Genomic DNA, 13869 nt, shown 5'->3' with positions numbered 1-13869 from the left:
TCAGCTCTGCTGCTGCGCCTCGACCGACTTGCGCACCTCGTCCATGTCGAGCGCGCGGGCCTGCCCGATGACGTCCTCAAGGGCCGCCTGGGGCAGCGCGCCGGGCTGCGCGAAGACCGCCACATTGTCGCGGACGATCATCAGCGTGGGGATCGAGCGGATGTCGAAGGCCTGCGCAAGCTCCTGCTGGGCCTCCGTGTCCACCTTCGCGAAGACCAGGTCGTCGTGGCGCTCGGACGCGGCCTCGTACACGGGAGCGAACTGCCGGCACGGGCCGCACCAGGAGGCCCAGAAGTCGATCAGCACGAATCCGTTGCCGGACACGACCGAGTCGAAGTTGTCCTTGGTCAGCTCGACAGTCGCCATTACGTACACCTCGTTCCCGGCCCCGGGGATGGAGCCGCCTCGCACAACCGCGTGCGCCGCCGCGGTATTCCTTCCCCGGCGGGTGCCCCTGTGGCCACGGAGTACACGGCAGACCAGACTGGACCCATGACGGAAGCCGAGGAATACGACGTAGTGGTGCTGGGCGCGGGGCCGGTCGGCGAGAACGTGGCCGACCGGGTCCGCGCGGCCGGCCTGAGCTGTGCCGTGGTGGAGAGCGAGCTGGTGGGGGGCGAATGCTCGTACTGGGCCTGCATGCCCAGCAAGGCGCTGCTGCGTCCGGTGGTCGCCCGGGCCGACGCGCGCGCCGTGCCGGGGCTGCGCCAGTCGGTGCGGGGCCCGCTGGACGCCGAGGCCGTGCTCGCCCACCGCGACGAGTACGCGTCGCACTGGAAGGACGACGGCCAGGTCGAATGGCTCGACGGCATCGGTGTCCACCTCTACCGGGGCCACGGGCGCCTGTACGGCACCCGCAAGGTCGGCGTCACCAGCCCCGAGGGCCAGCATCACGTCCTGACCGCCCGCCACGCGGTGGCCGTGTGCACCGGCAGCCGCGCCCGGCTGCCGGACCTGCCGGGCCTCGCCGACGTGGGCCCCTGGACCAGCCGCGAGGCCACCAGCGCCAAGCAGGTCCCGGGCCGTCTCGTGGTGGTCGGCGGGGGAGTGGTGGCCGTCGAGATGGCCACCGCCTGGCAGGCCCTCGGCGCGCGGGTCACCGTCCTGGTGCGCGGCGGGGGGCTGCTGGAGAAGATGGAGCCCTTCGCGGGAGAGCTGGTCGCGGACGCGCTGCGCGAGGCGGGCGCCGAGATCCGGACCCACACCTCGATCACGGGTGCCGTACGGGACGCGGCGAGCGGCGCCGTGACGGTGTCGCTGCGCGGTCCTGAGGGCGAGGGAAGCCTGGAGGCCGACGAAATCCTCTTCGCCACCGGCCGCGCGCCCCGCACGGACGACATCGGCCTGGACACGATCGGACTCGACCCCGGCTCCTGGCTGCCCGTCGACGACTCCTGCCGCGTCGAGGGCAGCGACTGGCTGTACGCGGTCGGCGACGTCAACCACCGCGCGCTCCTGACCCATCAGGGCAAGTACCAGGCCAGGATCGCCGGCGCGGCCATCGCCGCCCGCGCGGCCCGCACTCCGGTCCTGGAGAGCGACCCCTGGGGCGCGCACGCGGCGACCGCCGACCACGCCGCCGTGCCCCAGGTCGTCTTCACCGACCCGGAAGCCGCGTCGGCCGGCCTCACCCTCGCCGAGGCCGAGGCGGCGGGCCACCGGGTGCGGGCCATCGACTACGACATGAGCGGCGTCGCGGGCGCGGGTCTGTACGCCGACGGATACCGGGGCCGGGCGCGCATGGTCGTCGACGAGGACCGGCGCGTCGTGCTGGGCGTCACCTTCGTCGGACCCGGCGTGGGCGAGCTCATCCATTCGGCGACGGTCGCCATCGCGGGCGAGGTCCCCCTGGAGCGCCTGTGGCACGCCGTGCCCTCCTACCCGACGATCAGCGAGGTGTGGCTGCGCCTGCTGGAGACGTACCGGGGCTGAGGACCCCGCGCCATGCCATGAACGCCCGGGCCCCGGTGAGCGCGGCGGACAGCCCCCACCGGCGGCCGGGCGGTCAGGGACGCCGGCTGCCACGGGGGTGCGTACGGGCATGCGCACGGGCGAGCGCGAGGGTCACGCACACCGAGGCCGTCGCCGTCACGGCCATCGCGGTCCCGGGCGAGGCACGTTGCGCCACCACGCCGGCGAGCGCCGCGCCGACGCCCTGGCAGGTGAGCATGCCGCACGAGTGCAGCCCCAGCGCCTGTCCGGTGAGCTCGTCGGGAACCTGCTCCAGCAGTCGCTCCTGCTGGAGCAGGCTCGCCCCGTACCCGATGGACCCCAGCGACACGGCCACCACGGCCACCGTCAGCGGCGGGTGCCGGGCGAGCAGCGGATAGGGAGCGGCGAGCACCAGCAGCAGGGGCAGCGGGAGCCGGCGGCGCCAACGCGCGCTCAGGAAACGGCCGCTGACGGTGTCCCCGGCCAGCATCCCTATGGCACTGGCCGCGAAGAGCAGCCCCGCACGGCCGGGCGCGTACGGCACGAAGAGGGATTCGCACCCCACGATCAGACCGTTGGGCACCCACAGGCCGAGGTAGAGCAGGCGTCGCGAACGGGACGCCCACAGAAGGGAGTTGACGCGCCAAGTGGCGGCGATGGAGGGCCGGCCCGAGGTGCGCGGCGCCCGGCTGCCAAGTCCGAGGAGAGCCAGGGCGGCGGTCACCCCGTACAGGCCCGCGCCGGCCAGCAGCGTGCCGCGCGGGCCCAGCGCGTCCATCAGGACGCCACCCACCGCGAAGCCCCCGATCTGCACAACCCCCGCACTCATGTTGAGCACCGAACGGCCCAGCAGATAGCGCTCCCTCGGCAGGATCTCGCCGAGCAGCCCGTAGCGCACCCCGCCGCCCACCGAAGCGGCCAGACCCTGGCAGAGCAGCACGGCGAAGACGGCGCCGACCGGCAGCCCGGGGGCGGCGAGCAGCGCGGTGCTCAGGGCGAAGGTCAGCGCGAGCGCGGTGGTCGCGGCGCGCGGCGGCAGCCGGTCGGCCGCCGACATCAACAGGACCGCGCCGGCCACCTGCGTGAAGGAGGAGCCGAACATGCTGAGCGCGGCCAGCAGCGGTGAGGCGGTCGCCGCGTACACCAGCGAGGCGAGGGCCAGGCCGCTCACCGTCGCCGCGGTGACCTGGAGGACGGTGACGAGCAGGAAGGGCGTGAACTCCGGTGTGCGCCTGAGCTCTTGGTAGGTGGGCATGCCGGGGAGTCTCGGGGGTCGTCGCGCGCGGGCGTTATTGTTTCGCGCGGAGGCGAAACCATGGGGTGGTGGCAGGTCGGGGCGGACACGCTCGCGGGCAGCCGGTTCGTCGTCTCACCCCTGGCCGAGACCACCGCGACGCTCTTCGCGCTGCTCGCCCCGGCCGCGGCCCACCGCGCCGAGCGGGCCTGGCTCGATGTCCATCTGCCCGCGTTCCGGGCGCGGTTGGCGGCCGATCCGGTCACCGCGCGGCTCATGACCGCCGTACGCAGCGCCCGTTGGACCGCCGACTATCTGGTGCCCACGCCCACGGGCGACGGCGAGCGCTCCTTCCACGAGGAGCTGGCGGAGATCCGCGCCACCCCGGCGTCGACCGTCCACGCCGACCTGGCCGAGACGATCGGCGGCCCCCTGCCCGCCGCGCTGCGCCGTCCCGATCTGGCGGAGCGCACGGCGGACCTGCTGGCCTGGCTGTGGGAGCGCGCGGTCCTGCCGGACTGGCCACGCCGACGCCACATCATCGAGGGCGACATCATCGCGCGCACCGCACAGTTGAGCCGGGGCGGCTGGGCCGCGGTCCTCGACGACATGCGGCCCGGAATGCGCTGGCTTGGCGAGAGCCGGCTCCAGATCAACGTGGCCGAGCACGCGCCTCAGGACATCTCGACGGCCCAGCTGCTGTTCATGCCGGTCACCCCGGGGCACGCCTGGGTCACCTGGGACGATCGCGGCCACTACGCCGTGGTGTACTCGTGCGCGGGCGCGCTGGCGGACGCGGACCGGGCGGCGGCGCCCCGGGCCCTGGACGCGCTGCTCGGGCCGGCCCGCGCGGGCGTGCTGGTCCTGCTCGCCACCCCCAAGAGCACCACCCATCTGGTGGCCATGACCGGTCAGGGCCTCGGTTCGGTGGGCCGCCACCTCAGGGTCCTCCTTGACGCCGGCCTGGTGGGGCGGCGCCGGTCGGGGCGCTCGGTCCTCTACTACCGGACCCCGGCGGGCGATGCCCTCGTCGAGGCGCCCCGGCAGTAGGTGACGTTCACAAGGGGAACGGTGTTGTTCACCGAGGGAACGGTGACGGCCGCGCCCGCATGCGTAATACTCTCCCCATGACTTCACGTATTACGGCCCGGGGTGTCGGCCGGCCCGGCAAGGCGCTGGGCGGGACGCTTGGAGACGCACGCGACGCGGTGCGCGTACGCCGTGCGATCGCCCGCGACGCCAAACGTCTGACGCACCTGGTGCGCACGTCGAGCGCGTACGAGGGCCCGTACGCGCCGATGGTCGCCGGATACCGCGTCGGCCCCGATTACATCGAGTCCCACCAGGTCTTCGTCGCGGCCGGCGCCGACGGACGCGTGCTCGGTTTCTACGCGCTCGTTCTGAGCCCACCCGAACTCGACCTGATGTTCGTCGCGGACGACGCGCAGGGACTCGGCGTCGGGCGTCTTCTGATGGCCGATGTGCAACAGCGGGCACGCGCCGCCGGGATCCAGAGCGTGAAGATCGTCTCGCATCCGCCGGCCGAGGGTTTCTACCGCGCGGTGGGGGCCGAGCGAGTGGGCACCGAGCGGGCCCGTCCGCCCGCCGTGATGTGGGACCGGCCGGTGCTCGAACTCTCTACGCGTGAGGAGTAGGCGTGAGGCTGGGTCAACTCCCTGAATTTAGGGGGAAGTTGAAGCCGCCCATGGGTTCTCTTGGGTCCTGGCGACCTCCGCCCGGGCCGGGGCGGGTCATCCGGTCGCTCCACTCCGGTCGATAGGTGGGACAAGCGCGCTTAGGTTGGCAATCGGCATGGCGGGCCGCCCCTGGCCGCCGCCCGCGGAGGCGAGGCACCCCCGCGCGATGGGGCCGCGAGACCCCGGAGGCCGAAAGAAGGCGACATGGCGCGCAGGGCGGGACGGCCGGCGGACGACGGCACGGGGGAGTACCCGAGCGAGTACCCAAACGAACCGGACGCGGGAGACCGCCAGGCGCAAGATCTCGCCCGGACCCCCACCGCGCGTCGTCGACGTCCGGCGCCGTGGAAACCCCGGAGCGAGCTGACACGAGATCAGCTAAAGCGGCGAAAACTGGCCACCCGTGGCGCGCTCGCCGCCTGCCTCCTGTGCGTGGGCACGGTCGGGTACTCGGTGGGGGAGGCGATGACCTACCCCGGCGACGACAGCACGGCCGCCCGGCTCGCCGGCTGGGCCCGCGAACACGAGCTGGGCGCGGTCGTCGACAAGCTGGAGAACCTGCGCTACGAGCTCGACCCGCCCCGGGTCGGCGGCTCCCCACCGAGTGAGGCGCTGGCCCGCATGAGGGCGACGGCCCCCACGGTGCCGGTGCTCCACCGGGAGGTTCCCCTGCGCTCCCCGATGCGCCCGCCGGTCACCCCCGCGCTGCCCGGTGAGGGGGTCTGGCGCGTGCTGAGCGCGGCCCACGGCGAGCCGGTGGTGCAGGGCACCTATGTGCGTCCCGACAGCGATCACACTTCCTACCAGGCGGCCATCGCGTGGATCAGCGGCAAGAAGGCCCGCTTCGAACTGCACCCGGGCCTGCGTGAGCCGGGCGGCACCTTCTCCGTGCCGCCGTCCATCCCGCGCGGCAGCCGCACCGGTCTGCTCGCCACCTGGAACGGCGGTTTCAAGGTCACCGACGGGGGCTCGCGCGGCGGCTTCTACCTCAACGGGGAGACCGCGGGACGCCTGCGCGAGGGCGCCGCGTCCGAGGTCTTCTACAAGGACGGTTCGATCAGGATCGGCCAGTGGGGCCGCGACATGGGGATGACGCCGGATGTGGTCGGCGTGCGCCAGTGTCTGGGGCTCATGGTCGACCACGGCGAGGTCGTGCCGGACATCGACGTGGATTCCAAGTGGGGCGCCACCGACCAGAGCCGGATGTTCGTCGACCGCTCGGGTGTGGGCGTGACCGCGCAGGGCGACGTCATCATGGTCGTCGGTCAGGCCCTGACCGCCCGCACCCTGGCCGAACTGATGCGGCAGGCGGGCGCCGTGCGGGCGATGCCGCTCGACATGAACCGGGCCTGGCCCTCCTTCATGAGCTACGACGCCACGCGTGACCCCACCAACCCGAAGCCCACCAACATCCTCGACTTCGACAACCCGCCGGAGCGCTACTACAACCAGGCGACCAGGGACTTCGTCGCCGTGTACGCGAGGTGACCGGAACCCGCGCGCGAGGCGGCCCGCCCCGGGGCCCGGACGCCCGGTGGATGGGCGTTCGGGTGGGCGAGCCGGGTGGGCCGGAGTCCGGTCGCGGCGTCCGGTCGGGCGTCCGGGGCGCGCGGGGCGCCTCAAGGGCCGCTCGTGCAGGTCAGCCGGCCGGCACCCCGACCTGGGACCAGGCCTTGAGCACCGCCTGGATCTCGTCGCCCTCCCCGTACAGATCACGCGCGGTCTTCGCGGACAGCCGGGCGAAGTCGGCGAACTGGGCCTCCGCGTGGAGCTCGCCGCCGGTGAGCGTGGCGTACCAGATCTTCCCGGCCCGCTCCCAGGCGTTGCCGCCGAGCGCGGTGGCCACGAGGTAGAAGGCGTGGTTGGGGATGCCCGAGTTGATGTGCACCCCGCCGTTGTCCCGGCTCGTCCGCACGTAGTCGTCCATCTTGGCCGGCTGCGGGTCCTTGCCGAGCCGGGGATCGTCGTACGCGGTGCCGGGCGCCTTCATCGAGCGCAGCGCCTCGCCGTGGATGCCCGGCCCGAGCAGGCCGGCGCCGATGAGCCAGTCCGCGTTCTCGGCGCTCTGGCCGAGCGCGTACTGCTTGATGAGCGAGCCGAACACGTCGGAAACGGACTCGTTGAGCGCGCCCGACTGGCCGAAATAGTCCAGGTTCGCGGTGTACTGCGTGACGCCGTGCGTCAGCTCGTGGCCGATGACGTCGACCGGCAGCGTGAAGTCGAGGAAGAGGTCTCCGTCGCCGTCACCGAACACCATCTGCTCGCCGTTCCAGAACGCGTTGTCGTACCGCTCGCCGTAGTGCACCGACGCGACCAGCGGCAGCCCGGAGTCGTCGATGGAGTGGCGCCCGTACGCCTTCAGATACAACTCGAACGTGGCACCGAGGCCGGCGTGCGCGCGGTTGACGGTGGCGTCGGAGGAGGGCTGGTCACTCTCCGCGTGCACCTTCCGCCCGGGCAGCGTCTCCTGGTGCCCGGCGTCGTAGATGGTGCGGTCGGGCTTGTCGGACGGGGTGCCGGTGGGGGCGGCGGCGCCACGGACGGTGGTGATCCGGCGCTGGGTGCGCAGCTGGGCGTCGTGCTCCAGGGTGCGGCGCGCGGGTTCGTACACGGCGGGATCCTCGTGCTGGGCCAGCCGGTCGAGGATGTGGGGAGGTACGACGGCGCAGAAAACGGCGGGTTTGTTCATGCGAAGAAATGTGGCACAGCGTGAGGTAACTGTCACCGTGCGCAGTTGAGTTGGCTGGAAACCGTTGCCCGAAGGGTGCCTCTCGTCAACTGAAGGGGGCGCGTGGTAGAGCCCGGGCGGGCGCGCGGGTTCGGGGCGCGCCCACCCGGGTGGTCCGGGCGCCGGGGTCAGGCCGGGAGGTCGGGGAAGTCACCCGCGAGCGCGGCGGCCAGGCGCAGGTACGGGGCGGCCTGCGCGGGGCGGCCCTGGCGCTCCAGCGTGCGGCCGAGCATGAGCGCGGCGTACCCCTCGACCGGGTCGCGGTCGAGCACCGCGCGCAACTCGGCCTCCGCCTTCTCCAGCCGCGCCGAGTGGTAATAGGCGCGTGCCAGCAGCAGGCGCGGCGCGACCTGCTCGGGCACCTCGGCGACCAGTCCGGCCAGGATGCCCGCGGCGGTGACGTACTCCTTGGCGTCGAAGAACAGCCGCGCCCTCTCCCACCGCTCGGCGGCCGGCCCGAACTCGTAGTAGCCGTCGGCCAGTTCACTGCGGACCGCGCTCATGACACTCCTTGCCGAGGGCCCCACGGCGGGGCCGTTCGATCCGGTCAACAGGGGAATGTGGTTGAAAATTCCACTAGTGTGGTGGTGGCAGGAGGCCGGGGTCCCGCGCCCCCGCGAGGGAATAGGTTGACCACATGAGCAATCTCGATCGCCGGCCCACGCTCTCCGTCTGCGGCGGCCGCGGCTTCGTCGTGGCGGAGCCGGTACGCGAACTCCTGTCACCCCGCACCGTGCGGCTGGGCGAGTCCACCGAGGTGCGGCGGCTGCTGCCGAACCTCGGCCGCAGAATGGTCGGCGCCTGGGCCTTCGTCGACCACTACGGCCCCGACGACATCGCCGACGAGCCCGGCATGCAGGTGGCGCCGCATCCCCACATGGGCCTCCAGACGGTCAGCTGGCTCCACCAGGGCGAGGTGCTGCACCGCGACAGCCTGGGCAGCCTCCAGACCGTACGCCCCCGAGAACTCGGCCTGATGACGTCGGGCCGCGCCATCAGCCACTCCGAGGAGACCCCGAGGTCGCACAGCCGGTTCCTGCACGGCGCCCAGCTGTGGGTCGCCCTGCCCGACGCGCACCGCGATGTCGCCCCGCACTTCCAGCACCACGCCGACCTGCCGCACGCCACCGCGCCCGGCGTCGACGCCACGGTCATCCTGGGTGAACTGGACGGCGCGGTGTCGCCCGGATCCACCTACACCCCGATCGTCGGCGCCGACCTCGCCCTCACGGCGGGCGCCGAAGCGAGACTCCCGTTGAACCCGGACTTCGAGTACGCCGTCCTCGCGATGTCCGGCGAGGCCCACGTGGACAACGTGCCCGTACTCCCCGGCTCGATGCTCTACCTCGGCTGCGGCCGCACCGAACTCCCCCTGCGCGCCACCTCCGACGCGGCGGTGATGCTGCTCGGCGGCGAGCCGTTCGAGGAGGAGATCGTGATGTGGTGGAATTTCGTCGGCCGTTCCAACGACGAGATTCGGCAGGCCCGTTCGGAGTGGATGAACGGTGATCGCTTCGGCGAGGTGAAGGGCTACGACGGCCCTCCGATCCCGGCCCCCGAGCTGCCGCCAGGGTCCCTGAAACCGCGGGGACGCGTGCGCTGAACTGCGTCAGCGGCTCGAAATGAACCATGCGGCCCTGGCGGCTGAGTTCGCCGGTGTCCTTGTAGTGGGTGCGGATGCCTGCGCCTTCGGAGAGGAAGATCGTGTCGAACTTTCCGCGCTCGGCGGTCCGCACCAGGGAGCGGTAGTAGGAGAAGTCCAGGCCTCCGTCGGGGCGGCCCGCCGATGGCACGGGGCCGGGAGTCAGCCGAGGAGACGGATGGGTGAGCCGGCCAGGAATGCCTGGATGTCTTCGACGGCCTGGCCGTAGTACGTCTCGTAGTTGGCGCGGGTCACGTAGCCCAGGTGCGGGGTGGCCAGCAGACGTGGCGCGGTACGCATGGGGTGGTTCGCGGGCAGCGGCTCGGTGTCGTAGACGTCTATGCCCGCGCCGGCGATGGTTCCGGCGTGCAAGGCGGTGAGCAGGGCGTCCTGGTCGACGATCGCGGCCCGTGAGGTGTTGACCAGATACGCGGTCGGGCACATCCGGGTGAGTTCGGCGGCGCCGATCAGGCCGCGAGTGCGGTCGCTGAGGGCGAGGTGGACGGAGACGAAGTCGCTGCTCTCCAGTAGCTCCTCCTTCGACGCAGCCAGCACGGTGCCGACCTCGTCCGCGCGTTCCTTGGTGAGGTTCTGGCTCCAGGCGATGACGTCCATGCCGAAGGCCAGGCCCACCTGGGCCACCCGGCTGCCGATCTTGCCCAGGCCCAGCAGGCCCAGGCGGCGGCCGTGCAGATCCGCCCCGACCGTCGACTGCCACGGGCCGGCTGCCCGGAAGGCGTTGGCCTCGGGCACGATGCCGCGGGCCAGCCCCAGCAGCAGTGCCCAGGTCAGCTCCACGGGCGGAGTCGAGGAGCTGGCCGTACCGCACACCGTCACCCCCCGCGCCTTCGCCGCGGCGAAATCGATGACCGAGTTGCGCATCCCCGAGGCGACCAGCAGCCGCAGCCGCGGCAGGCGGGCGAACAACGACGCGGGGAAGGCCACTCGCTCCCGCAAGGTGACCACAATGTCAAACTCCGCCAGGGCCAGAGCCAGTTCGTCCTCGCTACCGAAATGATCCGGGAAGGTGACGACATCGACCTTCTCGGCCAGCGGCGACCAGTCGGTGATGGTGGTCGCTACTGACTGGAAGTCATCAAGCACGGCGCAACGCAGGGTCATGACTGATCTTCTCCATCTGTGGTGTCGGGTGCGGCCGGGCTCATGCCGAGACCGGGGCCGCCGGGCAGCGTGAGCCTCCCGCGGTCGATCCGGAGCCCGCGGAAAGGGTCGTCGAGCAGGTCGACGTGGCCGTCGAGGTCGAGGTAGTCGGCGAGCGGGGCAAGCTGGGCCATGGCGGTGACGCTCAGCGCGCTTTCGGTCTTGCAGCCGTGCATGACGCGACGCGGGCCGGTCTGCCGGGCGAGGGTGACGGTTTCCTGGGCGCGGCGCAGACCGCCGCACTTGATGAGCTTGATGTTGACGCCGGTGGCGCAGCCCCGCAGGCGCAGGACATCCTCGGGACCGGTGAAGTACTCGTCGGCGATTACCGGCAGGGGCACGTTCTCGTGCACATGCCGAAGCCGGTCGGCCGGACCCGGTGGAATGGGCTGTTCCAGCAGCTCGACGCCGTGACGATGGAGTCCGTGGGCGACGGCGACGGCTCGCCCAGGGCTCCAGGAGCCGTTGCCGTCCACCCGGATGCGACCGTCGTAGACCTCGCGCAGGACCCCGGCCCGGCTTCCGTCGTCCTGTGGGGTCAGCTTGAGCTTGAGCACCGGCCAATGCGCCAGCCCGCGGCCGCGCCGTCGCGGCTCGTCGTCCGCGCCTGCGCCCAGGGAGAGGGCCGTGGGACCGAGCGGAAGCGCTCTGCGCGGTCGACATGGCCCCGCATGATCTGCTGGGCAAACGGGCCGGCCTGTCCCTGCATACGCTATGGGGCCTGGGCGGACCACGAGCTCCAGCGGCCCGGCGTCCTCCAGCAGGGGCACCACGGCGTCAAACTCCTCGGCGCTGGCGGCCCGGGTGGTGCCGTATCCGGTCAGACCCTGCCAGCGCGGCACCAGCAGCCTCCGCTCAACGTGGGTAGTCACGCCGGTGTCGCTGGTGAACGGCTCGGCCAGGGCCACCGAGAACGGCCGGTGTCCGGCCTTCAGCGGAGCACTCATGCGTTGGTCACCTCCTCGAAAGCGGCCACCACCGCAGATGCCTGACGGAACGTCAGCTTGTGGCAGCACGGGCGGAGAGGCCCTGACGCGGGCGGGCAGCTCCTGAGGGTTGGTCAGGGCGACCCGCCCGTCCGGCCGGGCGGCCCGCGTCTCCAGGCTGGCGCCGTTGCGCTCCATCGTCCCGATGAAGCCGTCCACGTCCTTGTGGTGGAACGAGTCCATCCAACGGCTTCCCAGCGCCGGGAGAACATGGTGCTCCAGCAGCGAGTGCAAGTGCCGCAGCGAGGAAACCATCAGGTGCCGCCGCTGACCACCCCGCCACTCCGCGGCATATTCCCCGAACCGCATCGCCCCATACTTCGGCACCCGAGCCACCCGAGCCACCCGGCCCGCACCGCCCGGAACAGACCGCTTCGCGTTATATATCTCCGACAAACGCACGATCGCTGCTGTATCGGTGCTGAAGCCCGACTCGACGCGTTGCGTACCAACTGCGTCGCGGGCCGGGATCTTGTACGTGTGCGGGTACTTGGGCCACTTGCTCTTCGAGTGGTCGCAGTCCTTGAAGAAGGTGCCCATGCCATGGGCGAGGGGTTTGGCGGCCATGGTGTTGCTGACTCCCGGGTCCGATGCTGACGGCTGACGGCTGACGGATCAGGGCGCCTCTGGCCTGCAAAGAGTAGCGATCCGTCTGGTTTGTGGTGGAACTTCGTCGGCCGCTCCAACGAGGATATCCAGCAGGCCCGTTCGGCGTGGATGACGGGATCGCGCTTCTGGGCGGGTGCGCGGAGCTGCGGGGATGTTGGGACAGCTGCCCGCGTGATTGAGGTGGGCGGCAGGGCGGAAAGTGCCCTCTCCTCTCACTCCGGAGCTCTCGCATTTGGCGCCGGGTCGAGGGCGCCTGCGCGCTGCACGAGCGGACGCCGTCACGCCTGCGCAGAGCATTTGTGGGGACCGAACAATCACCAGGCGAGTGCTCGGCCGGGTCGGAGGGGCGCTGCCGCAGCGGCATCGAGTGCGAGATCGGACCAGTGAAACTCCGTCGGCCATACTGAGGCCGACATCGCATCCGATATGCTCCCGCCTGCACCGCACCGGGGGAGATGGCGGGACGTGCGGGAGTCGGCAACGTGGGGAGTGTCGGGGTGGAGAGTTCAGGGAAGGCGGATGCGTCGCCGACGGAGCGTGCCCTGTCCCCGGGTGCTCTGTGCGTGCATCCGCTGACGGACCGGCCGGGCTGGCAGGTGGCAGGTGAGGTCAATCTGCTGACCCGCCCTGCCTGGGAGCGGACACTGCACCACCTTGCCCTGAGCGACGAAGAGGCGTGCCACTTGGAACTTTCCGCGGTCACCTTCATCGACGTCGCCGGCGCTTCGGTACTGGCGGTGACCGCCCAGGGGCTTCCACAGGGGAGACGTATCGTGCTCGAAGAGCCTCCCAATACCCTGCGGCGCGTGCTGGATTTGTTCTGGCCGGACCTGTGCACCGTCGAGGTGATGGCGCGATGACGACAGTCACCACCGAACCGTTCGTTCACCCCGCTCTGTTCTACCGGGGGCAGGAAGAGTACCTGCACGGCACGGTGCCGTTCGTCCGCGACGGCCTGAAGGCCGGGGAGCCGGTGGCCGTGGCCGTGCCCGGGCCGAACCTGGCCATCCTCAAGGCGGCCCTGGGCGAGGACGCCGCACACGTGCGTTTCCTCGACATGACCGAAGCGGGTCGCAACCCCGGACGCATCATCCCCAAAGTGCTGCGCGCCTTCGCGGACGCCCACCGCCATACGCGGGTGCGGATCATCGGCGAGCCGATCTGGGCCGGTCGCAGCAGCGTGGAGTACCCGGCCTGCGCCCAGCACGAGGCGCTGATCAATCCCGCGTTCCAGGGCCGGGACGTCACCATCCTGTGCCCCTACGACGCCGAACACCTCGACGAACGGGCACTGGCCGACGCCCACGCGACCCATCCCCTCGTCATCTCCGGCGGGGAGGAGAGACTGAGCACCGCCTACGCTCCCGAGCATGTGGTCGCGCGTTACAACCAGCCCCTGGAGCAGCCGGGGGCGGCCGAGGAACTCGCCTTCCACGCCGGCCTGCTGCCAGACGTCCGGCACTTCGCGGTGGATCAGGCCGCGCGGTTCGGCCTCTCCGGCATCCGCCTGGAGGACGTGGCCCTGATCGTGGCCGAGCTGACCACCAACAGTGTGCGGCACGGCGGAGGTTCCGGCAGCCTGCGGATGTGGAGCGACGGTGGCCAGGTGGTGTGCGAGGTGCAGGACAGCGGGCACCTGGACGATCCGCTGGCCGGCCGTCGCCCGCCCGCCCCGGACCAGCTGGGCGGCCGGGGCCTGCTGATGGTGCACTACCTCGCCGACCTCGTGCGCATCCACACCGGCCCCGAGGGTACGGCCATCCGCTGCTACATCAACCGTTGTTGATCCCACCTCGGGCGGCCGGCGATACGTAGGCGGGAGGAGCGCCGGCCCGCTCCCGATGCGGCCCGAACCGGGGCCCAGTCGAAGCGGGCCGGGG

Annotated in this window: 13 protein-coding genes; 7 read left to right on the top strand and 6 right to left on the bottom strand. The window is 71.6% G+C overall.

The window, feature by feature from the left end; translation table 11 throughout:
• Positions 1-366: a thioredoxin gene (gene trxA, locus ACFYM2_RS04565; RefSeq protein WP_358996235.1), complete on the bottom strand. Its 366-nt coding sequence runs from the start codon at positions 364-366 to the stop codon at positions 1-3.
• Between the two features lie 126 nt (positions 367-492).
• Between trxA and ACFYM2_RS04560 the strand changes: the two genes are divergently transcribed.
• Complete coding sequence (locus ACFYM2_RS04560) at positions 493-1932, top strand: NAD(P)/FAD-dependent oxidoreductase (RefSeq protein WP_358996233.1); 1440 nt, start codon at positions 493-495, stop codon at positions 1930-1932.
• A 73-nt stretch (positions 1933-2005) separates the two neighbouring features.
• Here ACFYM2_RS04560 and ACFYM2_RS04555 read toward each other — a convergent pair whose 3' ends face one another.
• Entirely contained in the window at positions 2006-3187 is a 1182-nt protein-coding gene (locus ACFYM2_RS04555; protein ID WP_358996230.1) for an MFS transporter, read from the bottom strand.
• A 60-nt stretch (positions 3188-3247) separates the two neighbouring features.
• On the opposite strand from ACFYM2_RS04555, the gene ACFYM2_RS04550 reads away from it, so the two are divergent.
• The 3 genes from ACFYM2_RS04550 (at position 3248) to ACFYM2_RS04540 (ending at position 6351) form a co-directional block, all read left to right on the top strand.
• Positions 3248-4216: a winged helix-turn-helix domain-containing protein gene (locus tag ACFYM2_RS04550; protein WP_358996227.1), complete on the top strand. Its 969-nt coding sequence runs from the start codon at positions 3248-3250 to the stop codon at positions 4214-4216.
• Between the two features lie 77 nt (positions 4217-4293).
• Entirely contained in the window at positions 4294-4821 is a 528-nt protein-coding gene (locus ACFYM2_RS04545; protein ID WP_388833291.1) for a GNAT family N-acetyltransferase, read from the top strand.
• A gap of 474 nt (positions 4822-5295) precedes the next feature.
• Complete coding sequence (locus ACFYM2_RS04540) at positions 5296-6351, top strand: phosphodiester glycosidase family protein (RefSeq protein ID WP_358996222.1); 1056 nt, start codon at positions 5296-5298, stop codon at positions 6349-6351.
• A 151-nt stretch (positions 6352-6502) separates the two neighbouring features.
• Here ACFYM2_RS04540 and ACFYM2_RS04535 read toward each other — a convergent pair whose 3' ends face one another.
• Both ACFYM2_RS04535 and ACFYM2_RS04530 read right to left on the bottom strand, forming a co-directional pair.
• Positions 6503-7552 carry a M4 family metallopeptidase gene (locus tag ACFYM2_RS04535; protein ID WP_358996220.1) on the bottom strand — a complete coding sequence of 350 codons (1050 nt, stop codon included), beginning with the start codon at positions 7550-7552 and terminating at the stop codon, positions 6503-6505.
• A 167-nt stretch (positions 7553-7719) separates the two neighbouring features.
• Positions 7720-8094, bottom strand: a complete 375-nt coding sequence (locus ACFYM2_RS04530) for a tetratricopeptide repeat protein (RefSeq protein WP_388456222.1) — start codon at positions 8092-8094, stop codon at positions 7720-7722.
• 134 nt (positions 8095-8228) lie between these two features.
• On the opposite strand from ACFYM2_RS04530, the gene ACFYM2_RS04525 reads away from it, so the two are divergent.
• On the top strand, positions 8229-9194 hold the full coding sequence (locus tag ACFYM2_RS04525; RefSeq protein WP_388833287.1) for a pirin family protein: 966 nt from the start codon (positions 8229-8231) through the stop codon (positions 9192-9194).
• Between the two features lie 201 nt (positions 9195-9395).
• Here ACFYM2_RS04525 and ACFYM2_RS04520 read toward each other — a convergent pair whose 3' ends face one another.
• Both ACFYM2_RS04520 and ACFYM2_RS04515 read right to left on the bottom strand, forming a co-directional pair.
• On the bottom strand, positions 9396-10355 hold the full coding sequence (locus tag ACFYM2_RS04520; RefSeq protein ID WP_358996217.1) for a D-2-hydroxyacid dehydrogenase family protein: 960 nt from the start codon (positions 10353-10355) through the stop codon (positions 9396-9398).
• Entirely contained in the window at positions 10352-11947 is a 1596-nt protein-coding gene (locus ACFYM2_RS04515) for an enolase C-terminal domain-like protein (RefSeq protein WP_388833284.1), read from the bottom strand. Before ACFYM2_RS04515 ends, ACFYM2_RS04520 begins: the two co-directional genes overlap by 4 nt.
• 605 nt (positions 11948-12552) lie before the next feature.
• Between ACFYM2_RS04515 and ACFYM2_RS04510 the strand changes: the two genes are divergently transcribed.
• Both ACFYM2_RS04510 and ACFYM2_RS04505 read left to right on the top strand, forming a co-directional pair.
• Positions 12553-12849: an STAS domain-containing protein gene (locus ACFYM2_RS04510; RefSeq protein WP_358996211.1), complete on the top strand. Its 297-nt coding sequence runs from the start codon at positions 12553-12555 to the stop codon at positions 12847-12849.
• Positions 12846-13775, top strand: coding sequence for a sensor histidine kinase (locus tag ACFYM2_RS04505; protein ID WP_358996208.1), 930 nt, complete (start codon positions 12846-12848; stop codon positions 13773-13775). Before ACFYM2_RS04510 ends, ACFYM2_RS04505 begins: the two co-directional genes overlap by 4 nt.
• Positions 13776-13869: the final 94 nt, after the last annotated feature.

This window comes from Streptomyces sp. NPDC006711, from assembly GCF_042869775.1.
Taxonomy (GTDB): domain Bacteria; phylum Actinomycetota; class Actinomycetes; order Streptomycetales; family Streptomycetaceae; genus Streptomyces.
The sequence above is the reverse complement of the archived record's forward strand: the minus strand, read 5'-3'. Positions and strand labels throughout refer to the sequence as shown.

Bases quoted from the DNA above. Each gene is read 5' to 3' on its own strand.
- trxA (WP_358996235.1), bottom strand. From the start codon at position 366: ATGGCGACTGTCGAGCTGACCAAGGACAACTTCGACTCGGTCGTGTCC.
- ACFYM2_RS04560 (WP_358996233.1), top strand. From the start codon at position 493: ATGACGGAAGCCGAGGAATACGACGTAGTGGTGCTGGGCGCGGGGCCG.
- ACFYM2_RS04555 (WP_358996230.1), bottom strand. From the start codon at position 3,187: ATGCCCACCTACCAAGAGCTCAGGCGCACACCGGAGTTCACGCCCTTC.
- ACFYM2_RS04550 (WP_358996227.1), top strand. From the start codon at position 3,248: ATGGGGTGGTGGCAGGTCGGGGCGGACACGCTCGCGGGCAGCCGGTTC.
- ACFYM2_RS04545 (WP_388833291.1), top strand. From the start codon at position 4,294: ATGACTTCACGTATTACGGCCCGGGGTGTCGGCCGGCCCGGCAAGGCG.
- ACFYM2_RS04535 (WP_358996220.1), bottom strand. From the start codon at position 7,552: ATGAACAAACCCGCCGTTTTCTGCGCCGTCGTACCTCCCCACATCCTC.
- ACFYM2_RS04530 (WP_388456222.1), bottom strand. From the start codon at position 8,094: ATGAGCGCGGTCCGCAGTGAACTGGCCGACGGCTACTACGAGTTCGGG.
- ACFYM2_RS04525 (WP_388833287.1), top strand. From the start codon at position 8,229: ATGAGCAATCTCGATCGCCGGCCCACGCTCTCCGTCTGCGGCGGCCGC.
- ACFYM2_RS04520 (WP_358996217.1), bottom strand. From the start codon at position 10,355: ATGACCCTGCGTTGCGCCGTGCTTGATGACTTCCAGTCAGTAGCGACC.
- ACFYM2_RS04515 (WP_388833284.1), bottom strand. From the start codon at position 11,947: ATGGCCGCCAAACCCCTCGCCCATGGCATGGGCACCTTCTTCAAGGAC.
- ACFYM2_RS04505 (WP_358996208.1), top strand. From the start codon at position 12,846: ATGACGACAGTCACCACCGAACCGTTCGTTCACCCCGCTCTGTTCTAC.